The following is a 23,550-nucleotide window of genomic DNA, read 5'->3' on the forward strand; positions in this document are numbered from 1 at the left end:
GAATTAAAATTAACAATAAAATCGAATATTTTAATCAAACTGAACTATTTTTAATCATTTGAACGCGTTTTTGATAAAAAAGTTAGTATTGCTGACGCAAATAGCGTCAGAATAGGCCATTTTCGAAATACTCTGAATACTCAGAATCTCCCACCCTAAGGCACCCACATGCTTTAGCGGGATTTCTTTTGTGTTTTTTTGATAGAGTTTTCCTTTTCGCCAAAATCTGAATTTTAAGGGCTCAGTATGAAGAAAATGAGAATTAGCCTTGCTTGGCAAATTGTTATTGCGCTCTTCTTAGGTATTCTTGTTGGTGCTTTTTTGCACAACGCACCTGAAATTCGCGGTGACATCATTGCAAACTTTTTACAACCATTGGGTAAGATTTTCATCAATCTGATCAAAATGATTGTAATTCCACTTGTGCTTTCCATGCTGATTTTAGGAATTGCCAATGCGGGTGACAGTAAAAGTGTCGGTAAACTTGGTTTTAAAACCATTGTTTATTTTGAGATTATTACGACAGTTGCAATTATTGTAGGCTTAGTTGCTGCCAATGTATTCCAACCTGGTGCAGGCATTGATATGTCTACACTGACAACCTCTGATATTTCGCAATATAAAGAAACGACACAGGAAGTCAGCCATGAAGCTCATGGCTTAGTGAATACAGTTCTTTCACTTATCCCACCGAATATTTTTGCTGCAATGGGTGATGGGCACATGTTGCCGATTATTTTCTTTGCAGTGATTTTCGGTATTGGTCTAGGTTCATTGTCTAAAGAAACCAAGCAACCGTTAATTGACGTGTTAAAAGCTGTTTCTGAAACAATGTTCAAAGTAACTCACATGATCATGATGTTTGCACCATTTGGTGTATTCGGTTTGATCGCTGCGACTGTAGCAAACTTTGGTTTTAGTTCATTATTACCGTTAATTAAACTAGCCGTTTTAGTTTATGGGGCAATCTTGTTCTTTATCTTTATTGTGCTTGGTTTTGTGGCTAGATTCTGTGGTTTTAGTATCTGGACAATTATCAAAATCTTAAAAGATGAACTTATTCTTGCCTACTCCACTGCAAGCTCTGAAACCGTTTTACCACGTATGATGGAAAAAATGGAAGCTTATGGTGCGCCAAAATCAATTACCAGTTTTGTTGTTCCTATCGGTTATTCATTTAACTTAGATGGTTCGACACTCTATCAAAGTATTGCTGCTATCTTTATTGCACAACTTTACGGTATTGATTTAACCATCACTCAACAGCTTGTTTTGGTTTTGACCCTGATGATTACCTCTAAGGGTATCGCAGGCGTTCCTGGTGTGTCTTTCGTGGTTCTATTGGCAACTTTAGGCAGCGTGGGGATCCCACTAGAAGGCTTAGCATTTATTGCAGGTATTGACCGTATTTTAGATATGGCTCGTACGGTATTAAATGTGATTGGTAATGCACTTGCTGTTCTCGTGATTAGTAAATGGGAAGGCAAATTCGATACTGAAAAACAAAAATCTTATAATTTTGATGCCACACATTAATTTTTAAGATCAGAGAAACCACCTTCGGGTGGTTTTTTTGTACATGCTTGACTGAGATTACCTCCCTTTTAGACTGCTTTCAATTCCACAAATCGCTCAAAAGATTGAATATATGATATGCAGAATAATTAACCTTTTAGCATTGATAAGAGTACTGTTTTAATGGCGTTTTACCCTTCTTTAAAATGATTTTAATCTGCGCTTTTTTACCTACTTCGACAAATTCTTGGGTGATATAACCATCTTTTGCAAGGCATAGATTCCAATCCTAAACTTGCACCCCATGAATCATTAAGCTTTCAACTTTCCATTCGGCCTGTTTTTCAAAATTCACTATCCCCAATTTATTTGTAAACTTTTCATCATATTGATCATCTAATTTTGCAGGATGTACTGCCGTTACTAACACGACTTTTACATCAGGAATTGCTACTCCCTGCTCATTTACAACAGTCACAGTCACTTGAGGCTTCTGTGTTTTATATATCGGATAACAGCTAGTTAAAGAAATCAGGATTGGTACTAGAAATATGCTTCTTTTCATAAACTCATCTATTTAATTTTTTTGATTTTTCTAAATCAATTTTGACATATGGGAAATTATAGTCACCTTATTCTAAGGGTATTGTTCTGGCATTTTTGATTCACTTTTGGATCTTCCAAACTTTCTAAATGTATATCAAAAATACTTTTATCTGAAATACTATAATATTGCTTTTTATAGCCTTGTTTAGATACACAGAGCGACCATGTATATTTTCTCTCCACCCCCATATTCAGTGCAAAAGATCTATTAACATCAAAATACGCTTTGCCATTTTTAGTATATTGGGTCTTGTAGTTTTTGATCGTTTTACCCTCTTTAACTGTCGTCGTTAAAATGACATAAGCAAGATCCACCAATTTCCCTTCAGAATCTTTTACAGTTACTTCAATTTCAGGTATGGTTTTTCTATATATGGATAACATGCGCTAAGTGAAATCAGTATTGGTATTAGAAATATATATCTATTCATTCATTTACCTTGTATAGCCACAGCTCAATTTTGAGTTTCCTTGTGGTGTTTCATCTAAAGCGTTCTCAATATTCCAATCATCACCCACAACCTTACGTAAATGATAGAGCACCGTTGTCGGTGTACCCTTAAATACAAAATAGTAACCATTGGATTGAGTTTTACCCGATTTATGTTTTTGTAAGGCAATTTTGATCAGTTGTGATCCAAAAACATGATGATCTACTGCTAAATCATCCTGTTCAGTATGTGCAGTTTTATAATAGCGATAACCTTGCACACCATAATATGTATTATTATCAATAATCATCGTCTGTTTAGATTTATTCAGCTTTACATTTTTCTGCCCATCGCGGCTAAAATCTTGTAAAAGTACAGCTATTTTACTTTCAGGATGTTGAAAAAGTGCATAACAATTGATCGCTTTAGTATCGATAAGCGTGTCTATTTGAATATTCTGAGCATTTACCAATTGTGTAGAAATCAAACCGACGATTAGTAAACTTATTTTATTTATATTCTGAAACTGTTTCATAGATTATTTTCCAGCAGTCGTTTGTGAAAGCAATAAGTTTTATAAGGACTCTAAAGTCACGATTAGGTCATTTATTTTTATGAACAAAAAATTATAAAAATTCATAATACACAAAAACCACAATAAAGTGGCTTTTGTCATTAGCATTTAAAATTATCAATCAGAAAACGTACTCGTTTCTTTAGCTATGCAATTAAATATGCACTGAGAATAATCAGCATTTGTACAACTAAAATAACACTAAACCATTTCCAGCCTTTTTGGCGAAGGATGACCTTATCTGCTGTTGAATAATTGACTGTTCTTATCATTTTATCACCTCATTCTTGCTACATCATGGAACATCTTTGGGGCAAAACATCAGTCTTTTAATAGACAATGTATAACATGCAAAAAATAAACCAACGTTAAAACTGTAACTAAAATTATCTTATACTTATCTATATAATTAACTTGATAGAAATCAACTCATTCTGATGTTTCATTATTTAATCATACATAGTGCCACTATCACACGTAGCAGCATAAATCTCACCCTTGAGTGGAGATAATGAAAATATTGATCAGTTTAAAACAAAAAAGCCCCTTACGGGGCTTTTTTAATCTATTGGTCTAGTCTAATTAACCAATAAACTTACGCGCATTACGGAACATACGTAACCATGCACCATCTTCAGTCCACTCTTCAGGTTTCCAAGAATGCTGAATAGCACGGAAATTACGTTCAGGATGCGGCATCATAATCGTTGCACGACCATCTTTTGAAGTAACCCCAGAAATCGCTTCAGGAGAGCCATTTGGGTTCAATGGGTATTGTTGAGTTGCATTACCCAAGCTGTCTACATAACGTAAAATTACTTGATTACCAGCATTTAACGCGGCAAAGTTTTCAGCAGAAGTTTCTGCACGACCTTCACCATGTGCAACAGCGATTGGTAAAATAGAGCCTTCCATGCCTTCTAAAAGAATCGATGGAGATTTCTCAACTTTCACATTCACAACACGTGCTTCAAATACTTCTGAAGTATTACGGCGGAAACGTGGCCAGTTGTCTGCACCTGGAATGAGTGGCGCAAGCTGAGCCAGCATTTGACAACCATTACAAATACCTACAGAGAAAGTATTATCACGGTTAAAGAATTTCTCAAATTGATCACGAAGTTTAGGATTAAATAGTACAGACTTAGCCCAACCACCACCTGCACCTAAAACATCGCCATAAGAGAAACCACCACAAGCAACCAGACCTTCAAAGTCGTCTAAATCTACACGACCTGAAAGTAAATCACTCATGTGAACATCAACCGTATTAAAACCAACTTTATCGAATGCCGCAGCCATTTCAACATGACCATTTACGCCTTGTTCACGTAAAATCATCATGTTTGGACGGCGTTCATTGATATAAGGTGCTTCAACAGGCTCATTTAAATCAAATGTTGGTAATGCAATTATACCTTTATGGTTTTTATCACCAATTAATGCAAATTCTGAATCAGCGGTTTCTACGTTATCACGTAAACGTTGAATTTGATGTGACACCTCAGTCCAAGCTTGTTGCAATTCAGCACGATCAAGTAGCAAACCGTTCACTGACAATTTATCAGAATCATTGACAGTACCAACAACGCAAATCGCTTCTTTTAAACTTGAAGTTGCAACCTCATCTGCCAGACTTGCCCAGTCTGCTCTAGAAATTTGCAATACTGCACCAATTTCTTCGGCAAATAAACTTTCAGTAGATTGATCTTCAAGTGCTACACCTAAGCGTGAAGCAAACATCATTTCAGCAACAGTTGCCAATAAGCCACCATCACCAATGTCATGATATGCCTTGATCAAACCGCGATTATTCCAATCTTGTACCAATGCAAAGAATGCTTTGAACTCATCAAAGTTATCAACATCAGGTGTAACAGAACCAATTGCCTTATACACTTGTGCAAGGATCGAACCGCCTAAACGGAACTGACCTTTAGATAAATCAATACGTACCAAAACTGAATCTTCATTTTTCAATTCAGGTGTCAATGTTTTACGAACATCCAACACAGGTGCAAATGCAGTGATGACACCAGACATTGGTGAAGTCACAGATTTATCTTCGCCGTCGTCATTCCAAGTCGTACGCATTGACAATGAGTCTTTACCCACTGGAATTGCGATACCCAATGCAGGACACATTTCCATACCGATAGCTTTTACGCCTTCGAATAATGCTTGATCTTCACCTTTTTGACCTGCGGCCGCCATCCAGTTAGCAGACAGTTTAATATCGCTGATCTGTTCAATATTGGCACACATGATATTGGTGATGGACTCAGCCACAGCCAAACGTGCCGAAGCAGCAGGATTTAACAATGCAACAGGAGGACGTTCACCCATTGCCATTGCTTCACCGGTATAGCCTTGTAAGCTTGTTGTGGTTACCGCAGCATCCGCAACTGGAACTTGCCAACGACCCACCATCTGATCACGCGATACCATACCTGTAATTGAACGGTCACCAATGGTGATTAGGAATGATTTTGAAGCCACTGTCGGGTTTTTCAATACACGGAAGATCGCATCTTTTAAATCGACTTTAGATGCATCAAACTCGTCACCTTTACGTTGAATCGTTTCGTATGAACGGCTCATACGTGGCGTGCCACCAAGCATGACTTGCATTGGCATATCCACTGCTTTGTTTTCAAACAATGGGTCGTTTACAGTCAATTGACGTGCTTCAGTCGCTTCACCCAATACCGCAAATGGGCAACGTTCACGTGCACAAATCGATTCAAATAACTCTAATGATTCTGGTTTGATGGCAAGCACATAACGTTCTTGCGCTTCATTTGACCAGATTTCCATTGGCGACATGCCTGGTTCAAGCGATGGGATTTTACGAAGATCAAGAGTTGCACCCAATTCGTGATCATTCACAAGTTCAGGCATTGCATTGGAAACACCACCCGCACCTACATCGTGTACAGATACGATCGGGTTAAAGTCTTCCATTCTCCAACATGCATCAATCACTTCCTGACAACGACGCTCCATTTCTGGGTTTTCACGTTGTACAGAAGCAAAATCTAGGTTTTCACCCAATTTACCACTATCTACAGAAGAAGCTGCACCACCGCCCAAACCAATGAGCATCGCAGGGCCACCCAGTACAATCAGTAAATCGCCTGGCTGAATTGCATCTTTTTCAACATGGTCAGGACGGATATTTCCGTAACCACCTGCAATCATAATCGGTTTATGGAAACCTTTTACTTCGCCATTAACATTTTGCTCAAAAGTACGGAAGTAACCATTTAACGCAGGGCGACCAAACTCGTTGTTAAATGCTGCACCACCTAAAGGACCATCAATCATGATCTGAAGTGGTGATGCCATACGAGATGGTTTACCGTAGTTTTCTTCCCAAGGCTGTTCAAAACCGGGAATATTAAGGTTAGAAACCGTAAAGCCCGTTAAACCCGCTTTTGGTTTACCACCACGGCCTGTTGCACCTTCATCACGAATTTCACCACCAGAACCTGTCGCAGCACCTGCAAATGGAGCAATTGCTGTTGGATGGTTGTGGGTTTCCACTTTCATGAGAATGTGAGCAGCTTGGCTCTTGTATTTATAAATATGGTGGCCCGTAGCTTCATCTTTTTTCGGATAGAAACGCTGTGTGTCAAAACCAACAATTACAGAAGCATTATCTTTATATGCTGACAAAACATCTGTAGGTGATTCTTTATAGGTGTTTTTAATCATTTGGAACAATGATAATGGTTGTTTTTCACCATCAATTGTCCACTCTGAACCAAAGATTTTATGACGACAATGTTCTGAGTTTGCTTGAGCAAACATCATCAACTCGATGTCGTGTGGGTTACGCCCCATCTTATTAAATGCTGCGGTTAAATAGTCAATTTCTTCATCTGACAATGCAAAGCCAAACTCAGAGTTTGCTTTAACCAGTGCATCTTTACCTTGCCCCAAAATATCAATTGAGTTTAAAGGTTTAGGCTCAGTTTCAGAGAATAAAGCTGTTGCGTCATCAATTTTATTGAAAACGCTTTCTGTCATACGGTCATGTAAAATTTGTTTTACTTCATCAGAAATTTCAGAAATTCCCTTTAAAGTAAACAAAACACCGCGTTCTAAGCGGTGTACAGGTGTATTACAGTTGGCAAAAATATCGGTTGCCTTAGATGACCACGGTGAAATTGTACCGACACGTGGCGTGACTAAAATCTGGACTTCGTCACTTGCAGCCTGACGAACTTCAAACGATGCGCCATCGTTTAAAAGCTGTAAAGCAGATTGCTGTTGTTGCTCGTTGAGCGTTTGGTCGAAAAGGTAAACCCATTGGCTTTCTATTGATTGAACAGAACTGATCGACGCAAGGCGTGTTAATAGTTGTGTTTGCTTAAAAGAAGAGTGTGCAGGTGCACCGGCAACGATAAACATGCTGTTTTTGGCTCCACGGGCAGGTTTTGGCAACCTACCTCAATGTGACTTGAAGAGAGCGCATATTCTACTGTGAAAGCAAGATTTCAGCTAGTCATATCCCACTTAAAAAACGCTGAAATCTTGGTTTTAAATATCCGATTTACTTTGACTTTCGCCTTTAAACATGATTCGTAACAATTGAATTATTGAGCTGTATAATGAAACTCACCCGTTTTAGGATCTTCTTTCGCAATGATTCCACTTTTTTGATAAAAGACTTTTCCACAAGAAATCTCAGGATCGATTTCACCATCAATATCGTAGGATAATTGGACATTGATATATTCTAAATATGGGTTTTGAGATGTAGAGTCAATGAAAAATACATCTAAACTTTCCATGTTATAGCACACATAGATTTTTTCAGGATGCGAGTTCTTATTCAGATCAATTGTATAGGTATGATCCGCATTTTGAGTCATTCGATCGAGTTTCAGTGCCACCGCATTGACCAAATCACCACTTTTATTGATCGCATATGCATAGTTTGCCGTGTCATTTTTATAAGCTTCATTGCAGTTTTTAATTGGTTGCCCAATCCTCACCTTGCTAGGCGTAAGATCCTCTATTGTAAATTTAGCTTTTCCATTCAACATACTGCTTGGTAAGATGCTCCAATACTGTTTATTTTGCGCATTTGGATCATCTGTCCAAATACAATTATTTGTAAGATGACCATCTGGCGTTTCTTGAAAGGCAAAAGTTGCTAAAGCTTGATCTACTGCTTCAGGCTTGGCAGGAATGCTTTCTTCGATTATAGGTTTGCTCACTTCAATCTTTTTCTGAGTTTCGATTTCTTTGTTTTGATTGGATCTATTTTTATCAGTGGGGCTACACCCTGCAAATAGAATAATCATAGTTAATAAGAAGAAATTTTTATTCATGCTTTACTCTTTTTTTAATGATACAAGGATAATGCTTATTCATATTAACTGTTTAAAAGTCTAAACATATTAACTTTAATCATGGAAATTTTCCTAGTGTTTGGACTATCTAGATTATAAATTGCTTTACAGATTATTCAAAAATTTACTGCTCAATATTTAGTGGATAGAAAAGATCAAAAATTAACAGACGATTGTATTATTGGATAATTTTTAGGTGAGGGTGAACAGCTTTTAATTCGCCTTGATTCTGAAAAACCTGATTATGGCTCTGTTGTTGTCGTGAATCCAATTATAGCGAGAGATGATTAGTTTAGTGTTGAGGCCAATTTTTATAACTTCATTATGAATTATTTTAAATATAAGGGTGAAAAATACTGGGAAAATATTTCTCAAATATAAACCGACCAAGACAACTTATGTCGCCCGCCCCTAGTACATTTTCAATAAATTTGGCATCATACGATTAACGAAAGAATGAATAATGATAAATGACTCAAATGCGTTGGTTAGAACTCCTTTCAACAGTTCGTTTAGGTAGTAAAAAGCAAAGTACAGAACAGGCACGAAGTCCATTTCATAAAGATTATGACCGCATTATATTTTCGCAAAGTTTTAGACAACTCAATCGTAAAACTCAAGTTCATCCACTGACCCAACATGATGGTATTCATACACGGCTTACGCACTCTTTAGAGGTGTCATGTATTGGGCGTTCTTTGGGAATGCTCGCTGCTGAAAAAATCAAAAATGAACTCCCCGTTTGGATCTCCCCAGCGGATGTAGGGGCAATTATTCAAGCTGCATGTTTGGCACATGATATTGGTAATCCACCCTTTGGACATGCTGGTGAATACGCGATTCGTGAATGGTTTGATGACGCTGCACATACAAATTTTTTACAAGACCTGAGCCCTGAACAACAAGCAGATGTACGACAGTTCGAAGGTAATGCCCAAGGTTTAAGACTGCTTACTAAAATTGACTATCATCCTCATGATGGGGGTATGCGTCTTACTTACGCAACGTTAGGAGCTTACTTAAAGTATCCTTGGCTCTCAAAAACCATCGAATCTCAAGGGAATACCCCTGCAAGCAAACGTGCTAAATTTGGCTGTTATCAAGCTGAAAAAGAAATTCTTAAACAGATTGCAGATCAACTCGGTTTAATTCAATTGGGTGAGTATCATTGGTGTCGTCATCCGCTGACGTATTTACTCGAAGCTGCTGATGACATTTGTTATGCCTTAATTGATTTAGAAGACGGCATTATTCTCAATATGCTCAGCTATGAAGAAGTTGAACCTATTTTTCTCGATTTATTAGGAGATTATGGTGTTCCCGCTGAACTCAGTATGCCGTATATGACTTGGCAACAAAAAATTGCCGCTTTGCGTGGTCGTGTCATGAAACGTTTGGTCGATGAAGTAACCACTGCTTTCTCAAAACAACATTATCAAATTTTGTCAGGACAGCTAAAAGGTTCATTACTGCAATACTGTGCTGAGGACATTGAGATCGGGATAGATCGAGCAAAAAATCTTGCTCGTGAAAAAATCTTTGAACACCCGCAAAAATCAGGTTTGGAAATTATTGCTCATCAAAGTTTACAGCATATTTTAGATGCCTTTATTCCCCTTACCACACCAAATAAAACATTAAGTTTTAAAGATGGTCGTTTACTGTCTATTTTAGAACGGTTTGGTGCACGCTTTAGTGATCATCACTATGACAATATTATGCAAGTCTTAGATATCGTGAGTAAATTTTCAGATCATCAAGCCTATAACTTAGCGCAAGAACTCCAAGGTAATAAAGTAGGATTCTTTTGATGAAACGGTTTGTAGATGATGGAATCACATTGAATAGATTTTCTCGGCGACCTATTTTAGTAGAATGTCCATTTTGTTTAAAAAATGCCACCGTCTATACGAAAAAAATTGATGATGTTGATTTCGAGCAACCCTTTTTTAGTTGCCAAAATTGTTGTAAATCATTTGACCAAAAAGCCAAACAGGAAAATAACTTAGGCTATTTCTCTGGGGTTTATTTAGATATTGAAGAAACTTGTCGTTGTAAACGTGGAAAATTTCAGTTTCATCAATACTATGCAAAAAGGAGTTTTGTTCCTCAATTTATTGAATTGAATTGCAACTTTTGCCCAATTTCCAAACGGATCTATCCTAACCAATTTGATATACGCAAACAATTTAATCGCGGCTTCAATACAGATCCTTATTTTGGTTATTGCCTAACACTATGTGTATCAACAAGAAATGGACTTGTTTTCGCCTATAATCAAGAACATGTTAACTGTTTAAAAGATTATATTTCTGCAAACCTTAGACAAAGAACTTATTTAAATACCAATAAAACCTATTTTAATCGTTTACCTGCTTGGATAAAATCTGCCCGAAATCGCAAAGAAATTCTTAAAGCAATTTTGCGTTTAGAGCAAATGGCATCTACTATTCAACCATTAACAAATAAGTGAACAAACTCAATGATCGGATGTCTTATTGGTGAAGTCTTAGCTTTAGAAGCACCTACCGTACTTTTAAATGTAAATGGCGTGGGGTATGAGATCGACACGCCACTCTCAACATTTTGCCAATTACAAAAAGGTCAAAAAGTTACCTTATGGACACATTTAGCCGTCCGTGAAGATGCTCAATTACTTTATGGCTTCTCTAACGCTCAAGAAAAAACCATCTTTCGCACCCTGCTAAAAGTGAATGGTGTCGGCCCTAAAATGGCTTTAGGCATTCTCTCTACACTGAGTGTGGAAATGTTGGTACATACTGTTGAGAATGGTGATGTGAAAACTTTAGTTAAAGTCCCTGGCGTTGGTGCGAAAACAGCCGAACGTTTAATGATTGAACTTCGTGATCGCTTTAAAGCCTTTGCTACAGGTACCACACCGAGTAATTCGACTTCAACTCAAATACAATTTACGGGCAATTCTGCTGTTGCTGAAGCTGAAGCGGCATTGCAATCTTTAGGTTATAAACCTTTGGAAGCACAAAAACTGATTAATGCCGTGAAAGCAGACTATACTGAAGCAAGCGACATTATCCGTGCTGCACTTAAATCCATGAATAAATAAGACAGATTAAGACACTCATGCAAGACCGTTTAATCAGTGGGGCTGAAAAACCCGAAGATCATTTTGATCGTGCCATTCGTCCAACCTCTTTGGATGATTATATAGGCCAACCTGTTGTACGAGAGCAAATGGAAATCTTCATTGGTGCTGCTCGTGGTCGTGGTGAAGCACTTGATCATACCTTGATCTTTGGCCCACCCGGTTTAGGTAAAACCACATTGGCCAATATTATCGCCCGTGAAATGGGGGGGAATCTTAAATCTACCTCTGGTCCAGTACTGGAACGTGCAGGTGATTTGGCTGCAATGCTGACTAATCTGGAAGAAGGTGATGTGCTATTTATTGATGAAATTCATCGCCTCTCTCCAGTGATTGAAGAAATTCTTTATCCCGCGATGGAAGATTACCAACTCGACATCATGATTGGTGAAGGCCCTGGTGCACGTTCGATAAAATTAGACTTACCACCATTTACCTTGGTTGCTGCGACAACGCGTGCAGGTCTACTCACCTCACCTTTGCGTGATCGCTTTGGAATTGTGCAACGTTTAGAGTTTTATTCAGTTGAAGATTTAACTCATATTGTGGCGCGTTCAGCAACATTAATGAATGTTCCCACAACAGCAGATGGTGCAAAAGAAATAGCTCGTCGTGCACGTGGTACTCCCCGTATTGCTAACCGCTTGTTACGTCGTGTCCGTGACTATGCGCAAGTTAAAGGTACTGGTGAAGTTACTCAACACATGGCACAACGTGCATTAGATATGTTAAATGTTGATAAAGATGGTTTAGATACGTTAGACCGTCGTTATTTATCGATGCTATTAGAACGTTTTGATGGCGGCCCTGCTGGTGTTGAAGCTTTAGCTGCAGCAATGGCTGAAGATTCAGGTACGCTAGAAGATGTGATTGAACCTTATTTGATTCAGCAGGGTTATGCTATGCGTACCGCTCGTGGGCGTATTGCAACCAACCAAGCCTATTTACAGTTTGGGATGACACCACCTGAACCAAAATAATATAAATAAGGGAGTATTGAATATTCCCTTGTTTATATTATGGTTTTATATAGAAAAGCCCTATACAAATAGGGCTTTCCTAATGCAAATCGAAGATAAGTTTTATTAGAATTTAAACGTTGTGCTCAATTGAACACGGCGTCCTTCTTGAGTGTTTCTATATCGATTATAGTAACTGGAACCAACTTTCTGATAATCAACAAAGTTTTTATCAAAAATATTATATAAACCCACAGCAATATCCCACTGATTATTTACATTAAAGTTCGATCCCATATGCATCAAGCCATATGCTTTAAAATCACCCAATGCATCATAAACGCCTTTTTCAACTGCTGTTAAATTATTATAAGTGGAGGTGTATCGAGCACGTTCACTCCGGTACTCGCCTCGCGCCCATAATTGAATTTTATCATCTGCTTGCCATTTTAATGATGCATTAACAATATGTTTAGGCGTATCATTTAAAGGCGGATTACCCAGAGTTTTGTCCTTAATTTCTGTTTCGGTCCATGTATAGTTTAGGCCAAATTTCCAAGTCGGTACAAACTCCCAATTTAAGCCTGTTTCAATACCATAGATATCTGCTTTTTGAGCATTGGTTGGGCGTCTTACACTCCAAGTTCGTTTGTCAGTATCACCAGACTCCATTAGCCATGGTGTACCAAGATTTGCCATAAATTCTTCACATGCAGCTTTATTAACCTTGGCATCACAGGTTCTCTCCACTGGTCCATTGACTATTTTATCTTTAATCTGACTGAAAAATGCTGTGATGTTGGCATCAAAATTAGAACCGTTTTTAAAATAAGTACCCAGCTCAAAGTTATTACTGGTTTCAGGTTTTAAATCTGGATTTCCAAAAAGAGGGCTTCTACCTTGTCCACCAACATTATAAATTCCATTGGTCAGGCGTTCTAAGCGAGGCGCTTTATAGCCTTCACTATAGCCACCTTTAAACGTCCAATTGTCATTTGCATTCCAAACTAAATACGCTCTAGGTGTCCAAAAGCTACCAAAAGTATCGTGATTATCAAAACGTAAACCCGTCGTTAAAGCTAGATCAGGGGTAAGTGCCCATGTATCTTCAGCAAAAAGACCCAATTGCTGAAACGACACCTCTTTATTTACCCTTAATCCATCTTTAATACTCGCATCCCACCATTGCCCACCAAGGGTAATATTGTGTCCTTTAAAATATTGAGTGGCCAATTTAGTATCAAAAATCGTATCCTCACTTTCTAAAAGACGTGGCGTGATTACGTTTGAACCCGCTTGGGCACGTGATGGAATAAGGCGACCAATGGTTTCAGTTTGAGTATTACTTATACTCGACTCCAAATTCCCTATTCTATTGCGCCATGTATGTACAAATATTAGCCGATCTCTATTAAATTCTTTCGATTTATCATAACCACCATTTGCACCAAGCGTACCGAGTTGACTCTTACTGTTATCGTACCATTGCTCAGTTTTTTCATATTCTACCGAGAGGTCATGTTGCTTTGTTGGGGTAAACGTTAAACGAGCACCAATGGTTTCTAAATCTGATTTGGTTGGATTATTCCCCATGTTCAACTCTACTGAATTATCATTTACATCGAGATAACCCACATTGGATTGACTCCGTTGAGCTTTTCGAGCACGAAGCTGCACTCCTAACAAATCCTTAATAATTGGACCAGTAATAAATCCATCAGCAGCACGTTGATTACCAAAATCAGAACTGTTTGGGAGTAAAGTCCCTTCTAATGTAATGGAGCCTGTCCATTCATTTGAAACTTTTTTAGTGATGATATTGATAACGCCACCCATGGCATCGGAGCCGTATAGTGTAGAAGCAGGTCCACGAATAATCTCAATTCGTTCAATTGCTGAGATTGGAGGAATAAAACTATTATTTGATTCACCAAAACCATTGGGTGAAATATCCCCTGTACTGTTCTGACGACGACCATCAATCAGAACAAGAGAATATTCAGAATCCATCCCTCGAATACGAATATTTAAACTACCAGTTTTTCCACCCATATTGCTAACATCAACCCCCTCTACATCGACTAAAGCATCTCCAATTGAGTTTATTCGTTTGTCTTTTAGGTCTTGTGCGGTGATCACAGTAATACTTGCCGGTGCATCTTTTAGTTTTTGCTCATAACCCGCAGCAGAAACAACAATCGTTGAAAGTTGTTGTGTAGCATCGGATTCTACCTTGCTATTTGCAAAGGCTGAAGTTGTTGTAATTCCTAAAAGTGCGATTGAAATAGGACGAAGGTTAAACTTACTCATAAATAGAATTCCAGTAGATGGACGACATAAACAATTGAAAACAAATAAAATACTTAAATACGAATGATAAGAATTATCATTTTCAATAAAAAGCATACAAAAAACAACAAGCATAGTAAAGAGTTATTACACATTAATTTAATTAAAACTTAATAAAAAACTTTTGTTGGTTTTAATAGGCTGATTTAATTACATTGCTCTCATTAAAGACTTGTTATTTAAGGCCAATAAGTTATTGTTAATATTTAATTTTATTATTTTATAAAATTATCCTCGATACATCCTTTTCACTCAGCTCTGGATATAGACTCCTACATTCAATTGGCTGTTCATAAGTAGTTTAAAGATAAAAAACACCAAAGCATCATATAACCATGCTGGTTATTTAAACAATTACAAAAAAATAATTTTGGAATGAACGGGTTTGTTGAGAGTTGAAGTTATGAAATATAGAACGGATGTTCAATTGACATCATTTATTTCACGTTGCAAATGCAGATTGGCATACATTTTTGATTGATGAGTTTTTCTTATTGTACGTTTAAAACTTTAAATTTATAAAAAAGCCAATTCAATGTTAATAATTTAATAAAAGGACAGTTGCTAATTTTGACTGAGCAACACAAAAAAGGAATCAAATTGAGTGAACTTGCATGGAATGTGAGTTTAGAAAAAATTTAACAGTGCATATACCTAAAGCTCATTCGAGAGTCTTTTATACAAATCTTCAAACTCACTGATATTGATCGTTATCGCCCGAAAATCAATATTTTCAACATGGATGTACTGGTTTCATAATCGAATAAATAGGATATTTAAATATGGATAACACTCAGAATATATTACAAAAATTTGCAATAAAAGTCAGTGATTGGTCAGAAAAATGGTTTCCTGATTCCTATATTTTCGCCCTGCTAGGCGTCATCATTGTCGCCATAGCTGCGATTGGAATAGGAGCATCTGTTCAGGATGTCGCAATTTCATTTGGTAATGGTTTTTGGAGTTTGATTCCATTTACGATGCAAATGTGTATGTTGATTGTCGTTGGTTATGTGGTTTCAGTATCTAAACCCGTCGAAATGCTGATCCAAAAAATGGCTCAGATTCCAACATCTGGAAGAAATGCTATTGTTTTTGTAGCGACCGTCAGTCTGTTGATTTCACTGATTAACTGGGCCATGAGTACAGTTTTAACTGCCCTTTTAGTGATTGCACTATCCAAGCGTAAAGAGCTCAACATGGATTATCGTGCAGCTGCCGCAGCCGCTATTATTGGTATGGGTGCAACTTGGGCACTGGGTATTAGTTCTTCCGCTGCTCAGTTACAGGCAAACAAAGCGAGCTTACCTGAACCGCTTTATAACTTAACCGGTATCATTCCTTTTACTGAAACGATCTTTTTACCACAGTCTATGATTATGACTGCCGTATTGATTATCGTGTCAATTGCCATTGCATTCTGGTCTGCACCTAAAGGCAATAGCATAAAAACCATTGATGAATTTGATATTCATTTTGAAGATGAAAAGACCGAAGTTCAAAGCAAAAAACGCCCAGGTGACTGGCTGGAAAACTCCCCTATTCTCAGTATCTTAATTGTGGTTTTAGGCCTAATCTGGATGTTTAATGAGTTTACAAAAAGTAATCCGATTATTGCCATTTCCAGTTTAAACACTTACAACTTTATCTTCTTAATGCTGGGTATTGCTTTACACGGAACACCTCGAAATTTTTTAAATGCAGTTTCTAAAGCTGTCCCTGCGGTTTCTGGCGTACTGATTCAATTTCCACTCTATGGAAGTATTGCTTTTATCATGACAAGTGCTATGAACGCACAGGATTTATCTCTATCTCATTATATTGCTGAATTTTTTGTATCGATTGCATCCAAGGAAACTTTCGCAATTGTCATGGGGTTATATTCGGCTATTTTAGGCTTTTTCATTCCATCTGGGGGTGGTAAATGGATTATTGAAGCACCTTATGTCATGCAGGCTGCACACGATCTGAAAGTACATTTAGGCTGGTCTGTTCAGATTTATAATGCAGCAGAAGCTTTACCCAACTTAATTAATCCATTCTTTATGTTACCTATGCTGGGAATTTTAAAGTTAAAAGCTAAAGATGTCATTGGATTTACAGTTACCCAGCTTGTCTTCCATTTACCTTTAGTTTTATTCTTATTGTGGATTCTTGGTCGTACTTTAACGTATCTGCCACCTACTTTTTAGGATGTAAAAGATTTCGTTGTAAAAAGTTATTTAAACGGCTTATTCAATATAATCTTCTGATGAATAAGCCGACATTTAAATTGATCATAGCAAGTATTGATCCTCTTACAAACGAGCTTTAATTAATTGTAGGAATATCGTTATGTTCTTTATTGATAGATATGCAATAAACAACACAGGAATGCATAGCAACATGAGTGATAAATTCGAATTCCAAATTCTAAAACTTATATTAAATGTAGCAACAATATCTGCCAGTTGCATAAGCTAAGGCTAAATCTTTTTGTGCACGTATATTTCCCTTTTCTGCAGACTCCTTTGTCAATTTAAAATCTAGTATTATTACACCATCAATAATTTCAGCAGTTCCATTTTCATCGTTTTTGGACATTCTTCTGCAAACACATTTTGTAAATTTACAAATAACTATATTGCTAAACTAGTTTAAGTTAAAAATTTCATATATGAGATATTCTTAATAAGTATAATTCTTCACTTAATTCCTTCCATCACTCGATGGAATATAGCTTAACAATCCTTCTTTAGAAACGAATAAAGGTAAATTTCCAGCAAGAGCATACGTTAAGTTTTTATTTTTCAAAAACTCAACTGTATTATAGGCAAATATCCACCCTGTCTCAATATCTCCTTTAATGCTATAAATCATACATTCCGTACCATTATCTTGTGATATTTCATTCAACTTATTATCTACTAAAAGTTTTGCTGACTCAAAATCAATCATATATTTTCCCTCATTAACTGATAATAAATAAACCCAGTCATATTTACTGAATAACCCGTAATAGAATTATTTTTCTGAGCATCATAAAATCTAATTATTTTTTCTTGATTAACTAAATTAAAGATATAGATTCAATTGAGTTCTATACATAATCGCTTCTTCTAATAAAAATTTTATCAAATGCAAATACTCAACATCAGGATATTTTTCAATATATGCTATTGTAAATTGAAAAATATCCTCTAAACATTTTTGTCCAGAGATAATCTCCTCTTCAGATTCACCCACCAAAAAATCAAATTTTTTATTTAATTCATTGAAGTAACCTATTCTCCACAATATTGCTAATTTTTTTCCTCTAAAGGAACAATAGTCATTATTTCTTGATCAAAAACACCGTAATTGTCTTTTTCAACAGCATCTTGATTATGTGGTACTATAAAATAAAGCATTATTTAATTCTCTTAAGGTAAAGCATTAAAATGTGATACCATTTGATATTCAGGGCCTATACACCCTATCTGCTTACCATTTTGTAATGTTTTATTGCTGAGACTTTCTCTGTTCAATCTCACAAACCGCCTTGTCGAATTAATATTAGTGTTCTCTATTCTAAAATAATTCCCTGAAAGATCTCATAAATAACTCTCATAGCAGTTGTTGGATTTTCAAAATATTTTTCTCTATTTGTACTATTATAAACTCGAGGGTTACTACCTGCAAATTGTCTAACTGTTCTACTAAGACTTGTAGATTGCCAATTCATTGTAAAACGCTCTTGTCTCACCCCTCCTTACAACCTTTCGATTGAGTTGTTATTTTGTTTAGTAAGGTCATTAAGCATTCGCTGTACTCGCGATACACCTCTTGCATTGTGAATGTTAATTGCCCTGTTAGAACTATCCGAGAATTATCATAGTTAGGATTACGTAACCTAATTTCTTGTTCTAATCTTTATACAGTTGATGTTAGAGCAATTTGAAGATGTACATGTTTCAGGTTTTGGATAATACTTAACAGAATTATTCGCAGGATCCAACACCCAATCCACCGCCCCTAATAACTGCTCAACAGCAAATGTAAGCGCATATCCAGCTATTCCACCACGTAAGACTTTGGCAACTTGCGAAGCATTAGGTGATATTAGGACTAATGAGGTAGCTGACCCTTTTGTTGCGTCATATAAGAAGGATCCTCCAACAGCAGTTGGATTTAATAGATTCCATCCATTAATTGTTACAGCATTAACCAATGCTGAATTCAATAAAAATAATAAGGAAGCTAGGAAAATTACTATTCTTCTAAACATGTATATTTCTCTCTTTGTAAGTTTCTAAGGAATATTAATAATTGTTTTCAACCTATTAGTATAAACATGCTCAAAAACAACATGAAAATGATGAAATGAACTTTGGTAAATTTACTCAAAATTATTTTAGTTGGGATGAGTTATTTACCGTTATTTGATTTTAAGCACGATTTTTTCCAGCCAGTGACAAACTCATTTATGACCTTCTGCTGTCCTAGCATTGTTACATACACGGGCTTAGATAGCGCATCAGCAATCATGTCCTCTAATAATTGAACTTGATGTTCCATTAACCCATCCTTTGTATCATCAAATACTTTCTTTAAATCAATCCCTCCTTGGCGCATTTGAATGATCATGTCGGCTGTCTCTTCAACAATTTTGCATTCATCAGCTTCATTTGCGAAAACAGAAGAACTTAACAATAAAAGTAATAGAATTTTAAATTTCATATTTTTGCTCTTAGAATTTGAAATATTAAATAAAAATTGGCTAAAACTAGTTACACAAACTAACATTTTATGAAACTTTTCTACATTACAATTTTATCAAAACTACATAAAAAGGGAATATATGAATAAATATCTAAAATATACACTGATTACGGTTGGGGTTTTACTTATTCTTGGAGTGCTATTTTTCTTAAACTTCATGATAATTTGTTAATTTAAATAAGCCCTCACTCAGAGGTCCATGCTTCAATCAATCTTTCTGAATCAGCTGCTTTACCATTGCGTGATATTTAGTAATTAAACTTTTACTTTTGAGTATGACAGTGAGGGTAATACTACACTCAGTGATACCACTTCATTTACAGAATCCCCTAACCTAATCTCCTTCGTCCCTTCTCTCCTCATTCGGATTGTAATCTTGTGCCATTTGAGAAAGCATGCCTTGTGCTAAAATTCGCGCCAAAGTCAGGGTTAAACTCTTGTGCAAATTTATAAGTGGGGCAAATCAATTTACTTTTCTACAACATAGCCTCTAAAGCTTATATACACGTACTGTTCAAGCAACCAGTCCGCTGTTCATGTAGATTTCAGTTTCTCTCAAAACATCTTATAGATGCTTTTGGCGTAGTTGATAGGTTTCCTTATAAATATTGTAAAATTCAATCAAGCAATCAGATCAGCAAGATAAAGCTCTTGTTTTTTCAACTGAATGATTTGAAATTGAATCAGCGCAAGTAAATACTGGCAAGCAATTGATAGATATGCAATAAACAACACAGGAATGCATAGCAACATGAGTAATAAATTCGAATTCCAAATCCGTGTATATATCGAAGATACAGATGCAGGCGGTATCGTATACCATGCCAATCATATCCGCTTTATGGAACGCGCACGGACAGAATGGCTACGTGCATCCGGTATTGACCACTATTGGCATCAAAAAGATTACAATTTTGTCGTGCATAAAATTGCATTGAAATATTCTCGCCCTATACTCATGGACGATCTTATTACTGTTACAGCAAGTGTAGTTTCATGTAAAGCTTCGTCATTTGTGTTGCAACAGAATATATATCGTGGTGAAATCATGCTTGCTTCTGGCGAGGTGGAATTAGCATGTTTAAGTACAGATATGAAACCTCGTAGAATTCCTGACGAAATCCGTGATTTAATTCTTCGAGAATTAGCTCACGAATAAAAAATACTTTTGGCACATGTAACTATGGCAACACAACTAGAATCTTCTTTACACATCTCTGATTTAATTTTACAAGCGAGCCCTGTGGTTCAATTGGTGATGCTAATCTTAGTACTCGCATCCGTTTTTAGTTGGTATTTGATTGCCAAGTTGCATATGGGCTATAAGAAAGCACATCAAGGCGATGAGCATTTCCAAAAAATCTTCTGGTCTGGTGCTGAACTCAATACCTTATATAACAATGCTCAGCTTAATTCTAAGCGAAGCGGTTTAGAAGATATTTTCTATCAAGGTTTAAGTGAGTTTTTAAAACTTAAAAAACGCCATGCAGAAACTGCATCGATGATTGAAGGTACTGAACGTATCTTGCGTGTAGGACTCAGTCGTGATCAAGGCCGTTTAGAGCAAGGCTTAAGCTCTCTCGCCAGTATCGGTTCTGTCGCACCTTATATTGGTTTATTTGGTACTGTTTGGGGCATTATGAGTGCATTCATTGGCTTAGCTCAGGTTGAACAAGTTACCTTAGCCACTGTTGCACCAGGTATTGCTGAAGCATTGATTGCAACTGCGATTGGTTTATTTGCTGCAATACCAGCGGTACTAGCATTTAACCATTACACAGCAAAAGGCGAAGAGATTTATTCAGATCGTGCATTATTTGCAGAAGAAATGGTGGCGCTATTACAACGTCAGTCTGTGGGAACTACACAGGAAGATGAATAATGACAATCCAACGTTCTGGACGTTTTGAGCGCGTCAAAAAGCCTTTAAAAAGTGATATGAATGTCGTTCCATATATCGACGTCATGTTGGTTTTATTGGTTATTTTTATGGTGACAGCACCCATGATTACCACGGGTGTTAAAGTTGATTTACCTCAAGCAAATAATAATCCAATTCAATCTGAAGACCGACCAGCCATCGTGACTTTAGAAGCAGATGGTACGATTAAACTTGAAGACAAAAACCATAAAAATGAGGTTTTAACTTTAGATGAGTTAAAAACAGTACTTACAGAAAATCAGCAACAGGCTCAAGCAAATAACAAGCAATTGAGTGTCTTGATCAATGGTAGTGAATCACGCCCTTATGGTGAGGTCATGAAACTCATGTCTACACTACAAGATGCTGGTTTAAGCCAAGTAGGTTTACTGACAGAGTCTGTAAAGTAAGTTATGAAAAATATTCAAAAGCCACAATCTAAAGAAAAAGCGATTGCACTTGGATTTACCCTAGGTATTCATGTGGTGGCGATTACTGGCTTACTTTTTCTCGGTTTAAGTCAACCACCTGAGCCACCCAAGCAAATTAAAACCGTTTTAATTAAGCCTGAAGATTTACCACCGCCTGAACCCAAGCCTTTAGTAGAAACTGATGCCACTGAAACGGCAGATAGCAAGGTTGCAGAAAATACTCAGCAAACAGCGGAACCCGATCAAACTGCACCAGAAATTCCAACTGAAGCAAATAACACACCAGATACCAAGGCGATAGATGCACAAAAAGCTGCCGAACAGGCCAAGGCAGCCGCATTAGAACAGCAATTGGCTATGGCAGCGGCTAAAGCAGCACAAGAAAAAGCCTTAAAACTTTCTCAAGCTAAAGCAGATGCTGCTGAAAAAGCCAAACAAGAGGCCGCTGAAAAAGTAAAGCAGGCTAAAAATGCTGCTGAGAAAGCTAAGGCTGAAGCTGAAGCAAGATCTAAAGCAGATGCAGCAGCAAAGGCCAAGCAAGAGGCGCTTCAAAAAGCCAAAGCAGATGCTACGGAAAAAGCTAGACTCGCAAGACTCAATGCCGAAGCAAAAAGCAAAGCAGAAGCTGCGGAAAAAGTCAGGAAAGAAGCCGCAGATAAGGCCCAACAGGCCAAAGCCGATGCTGCCGCAAAAGCCAAGGCAGAAGCTGCTGAAAAAGCCAGAGCGGATGCTAATGCAAAAGTTAAAGCGGACGCTGCTGCAAAGGCTAAAGCAGATGCTGCTGCAAAGGCTAAAGCGGATGCTAATGCAAAAGCCAAAGCGGACGCTGCTGCAAAGGCTAAAGCAGATGCTAATGCAAAAGCCAAGTCAGATGCTGCTGAAAAAGCCAAAGCGGATGCTAATGCAAAAGCCAAGGCAGATGCTGCTGCAAAAGCTAAAGCGGATGCAAATGCAAAAGCCAAGGCAGATGCTGCTGCAAAAGCCAAAGCGGATGCGGACGCAAAACGTAAAGCTGATTTAGCACGTGAATTAGATGAAGAAAAAGCCTCTGCTGCTGAAAAAGCAAAAGAAGCTGCTGCAAATAAAAAGGCAGAAGCGAGAACAATTGCCTCAAATGCAACACGTGATTTTACAAACAAAGTTAAATCAGCATGGAACGTTCCATCTGGAACAACTGGAAAAAAAGTAAGTGTAAGGTTTACTTTATCTGATTCAGGTCAAGTTCTTTCTATTGTCCTTACAAATCCTAGTGGAGATGAACAATTGGATGCAAGTATTAAAGCAGCAATTAAAAATGCAGCTCCATATCCTATGCCATCTGACCCAACAGCCAGAAATCTTGCTAAATCTGTAACCTCTACATTTACCGCGAAATAAGATAGCTCCCTGCTTCGGCAGGGTACGCATATGCTTCAATATATGACTAACTGATTTTTTGAAAATTTTATTATTCATTTTTATCAAAGTACTTTAGCAAATCTAAATTCTCAAAATACTGAACCTAATTTTTTATCTATCAATCATTCAGAATTGACTG

General features: G+C 37.1%; 21 protein-coding genes. 10 read left to right on the forward strand and 11 right to left on the reverse strand.

The window, feature by feature from the left end; all coding sequences use genetic code 11:
• Positions 1–246 precede the first annotated feature (246 nt).
• Entirely contained in the window at positions 247–1,536 is a 1,290-nt protein-coding gene (gene gltP, locus M2R48_RS11705) for a glutamate/aspartate:proton symporter GltP (RefSeq protein WP_262086234.1), read from the forward strand.
• Between the two features lie 268 nt (positions 1,537–1,804).
• Here the strand turns inward: gltP and M2R48_RS11710 are convergent, their stop codons facing one another.
• The 6 genes from M2R48_RS11710 to M2R48_RS11735 form a co-directional block, all read right to left on the reverse strand.
• Positions 1,805–2,080 (reverse strand): hypothetical protein, encoded by a 276-nt coding sequence (locus M2R48_RS11710; protein ID WP_262086235.1) that lies wholly within the window; start codon positions 2,078–2,080, stop codon positions 1,805–1,807.
• A gap of 62 nt (positions 2,081–2,142) precedes the next feature.
• Complete coding sequence (locus M2R48_RS11715; RefSeq protein ID WP_262086236.1) at positions 2,143–2,505, reverse strand: hypothetical protein; 363 nt, start codon at positions 2,503–2,505, stop codon at positions 2,143–2,145.
• A 51-nt stretch (positions 2,506–2,556) separates the two neighbouring features.
• Positions 2,557–3,087: a hypothetical protein gene (locus tag M2R48_RS11720; RefSeq protein WP_262086237.1), complete on the reverse strand. Its 531-nt coding sequence runs from the start codon at positions 3,085–3,087 to the stop codon at positions 2,557–2,559.
• A 185-nt stretch (positions 3,088–3,272) separates the two neighbouring features.
• Positions 3,273–3,398 carry a KGW motif small protein gene (locus M2R48_RS11725; protein ID WP_004724391.1) on the reverse strand — a complete coding sequence of 42 codons (126 nt, stop codon included), beginning with the start codon at positions 3,396–3,398 and terminating at the stop codon, positions 3,273–3,275.
• A 310-nt stretch (positions 3,399–3,708) separates the two neighbouring features.
• Complete coding sequence (gene purL, locus M2R48_RS11730) at positions 3,709–7,542, reverse strand: phosphoribosylformylglycinamidine synthase (protein ID WP_262086238.1); 3,834 nt, start codon at positions 7,540–7,542, stop codon at positions 3,709–3,711.
• Between the two features lie 185 nt (positions 7,543–7,727).
• Positions 7,728–8,468 carry a hypothetical protein gene (locus tag M2R48_RS11735; protein WP_262086239.1) on the reverse strand — a complete coding sequence of 247 codons (741 nt, stop codon included), beginning with the start codon at positions 8,466–8,468 and terminating at the stop codon, positions 7,728–7,730.
• Positions 8,469–8,959: 491 nt separating this feature from the next.
• On the opposite strand from M2R48_RS11735, the gene M2R48_RS11740 reads away from it, so the two are divergent.
• The 4 genes from M2R48_RS11740 to ruvB are packed head-to-tail and all read left to right on the forward strand — an operon-like array spanning position 8,960 to position 12,593.
• Positions 8,960–10,300: a deoxyguanosinetriphosphate triphosphohydrolase gene (locus tag M2R48_RS11740; protein ID WP_262086240.1), complete on the forward strand. Its 1,341-nt coding sequence runs from the start codon at positions 8,960–8,962 to the stop codon at positions 10,298–10,300.
• A complete protein-coding gene (locus tag M2R48_RS11745; RefSeq protein ID WP_262086241.1) occupies positions 10,300–10,962 on the forward strand; it encodes a hypothetical protein in 663 nt (220 codons plus the stop codon). Before M2R48_RS11740 ends, M2R48_RS11745 begins: the two co-directional genes overlap by 1 nt.
• 9 nt (positions 10,963–10,971) lie before the next feature.
• Positions 10,972–11,574, forward strand: a complete 603-nt coding sequence (ruvA, locus tag M2R48_RS11750) for a Holliday junction branch migration protein RuvA (protein WP_004724404.1) — start codon at positions 10,972–10,974, stop codon at positions 11,572–11,574.
• A 17-nt stretch (positions 11,575–11,591) separates the two neighbouring features.
• On the forward strand, positions 11,592–12,593 hold the full coding sequence (ruvB, locus tag M2R48_RS11755; RefSeq protein ID WP_262086242.1) for a Holliday junction branch migration DNA helicase RuvB: 1,002 nt from the start codon (positions 11,592–11,594) through the stop codon (positions 12,591–12,593).
• A gap of 105 nt (positions 12,594–12,698) precedes the next feature.
• Here the strand turns inward: ruvB and M2R48_RS11760 are convergent, their stop codons facing one another.
• Complete coding sequence (locus tag M2R48_RS11760) at positions 12,699–14,882, reverse strand: TonB-dependent receptor domain-containing protein (RefSeq protein WP_262086243.1); 2,184 nt, start codon at positions 14,880–14,882, stop codon at positions 12,699–12,701.
• An 821-nt stretch (positions 14,883–15,703) separates the two neighbouring features.
• Between M2R48_RS11760 and M2R48_RS11765 the strand changes: the two genes are divergently transcribed.
• Positions 15,704–17,113 carry a short-chain fatty acid transporter gene (locus M2R48_RS11765; RefSeq protein ID WP_262086244.1) on the forward strand — a complete coding sequence of 470 codons (1,410 nt, stop codon included), beginning with the start codon at positions 15,704–15,706 and terminating at the stop codon, positions 17,111–17,113.
• Positions 17,114–17,345: 232 nt separating this feature from the next.
• Here M2R48_RS11765 and M2R48_RS11770 read toward each other — a convergent pair whose 3' ends face one another.
• The 4 genes from M2R48_RS11770 to M2R48_RS11785 form a co-directional block, all read right to left on the reverse strand.
• Positions 17,346–17,504, reverse strand: coding sequence for a hypothetical protein (locus M2R48_RS11770; protein WP_262086245.1), 159 nt, complete (start codon positions 17,502–17,504; stop codon positions 17,346–17,348).
• A 105-nt stretch (positions 17,505–17,609) separates the two neighbouring features.
• The gene (locus M2R48_RS11775) at positions 17,610–17,858 is read right to left on the reverse strand and encodes a YrhB family protein (RefSeq protein ID WP_262086246.1); all 249 of its coding nucleotides are present in this window, start codon (positions 17,856–17,858) and stop codon (positions 17,610–17,612) included.
• Between the two features lie 934 nt (positions 17,859–18,792).
• Positions 18,793–19,167 carry a hypothetical protein gene (locus M2R48_RS11780; RefSeq protein ID WP_262086247.1) on the reverse strand — a complete coding sequence of 125 codons (375 nt, stop codon included), beginning with the start codon at positions 19,165–19,167 and terminating at the stop codon, positions 18,793–18,795.
• Between the two features lie 140 nt (positions 19,168–19,307).
• Entirely contained in the window at positions 19,308–19,619 is a 312-nt protein-coding gene (locus M2R48_RS11785) for a hypothetical protein (protein WP_262086248.1), read from the reverse strand.
• A gap of 793 nt (positions 19,620–20,412) precedes the next feature.
• Here M2R48_RS11785 and ybgC point away from each other — a divergent pair.
• Genes ybgC through tolA form a run of 4 tightly spaced genes read left to right on the forward strand, consistent with a single transcriptional unit; the run spans position 20,413 to position 23,390 of the window.
• The gene (ybgC, locus tag M2R48_RS11790; protein WP_004724526.1) at positions 20,413–20,820 is read left to right on the forward strand and encodes a tol-pal system-associated acyl-CoA thioesterase; all 408 of its coding nucleotides are present in this window, start codon (positions 20,413–20,415) and stop codon (positions 20,818–20,820) included.
• Positions 20,821–20,844: 24 nt separating this feature from the next.
• Positions 20,845–21,543 (forward strand): protein TolQ, encoded by a 699-nt coding sequence (gene tolQ / locus M2R48_RS11795; RefSeq protein ID WP_004724528.1) that lies wholly within the window; start codon positions 20,845–20,847, stop codon positions 21,541–21,543.
• A complete protein-coding gene (tolR, locus tag M2R48_RS11800; protein ID WP_004724530.1) occupies positions 21,543–21,992 on the forward strand; it encodes a protein TolR in 450 nt (149 codons plus the stop codon). The genes tolQ and tolR overlap by 1 nt, the downstream gene beginning before the upstream one ends.
• A gap of 3 nt (positions 21,993–21,995) precedes the next feature.
• The gene (gene tolA / locus M2R48_RS11805; RefSeq protein ID WP_262086249.1) at positions 21,996–23,390 is read left to right on the forward strand and encodes a cell envelope integrity protein TolA; all 1,395 of its coding nucleotides are present in this window, start codon (positions 21,996–21,998) and stop codon (positions 23,388–23,390) included.
• Positions 23,391–23,550: the final 160 nt, after the last annotated feature.

This window comes from Acinetobacter sp. I-MWF (assembly GCF_025433935.1).
Lineage (GTDB): Bacteria > Pseudomonadota > Gammaproteobacteria > Pseudomonadales > Moraxellaceae > Acinetobacter > Acinetobacter guillouiae.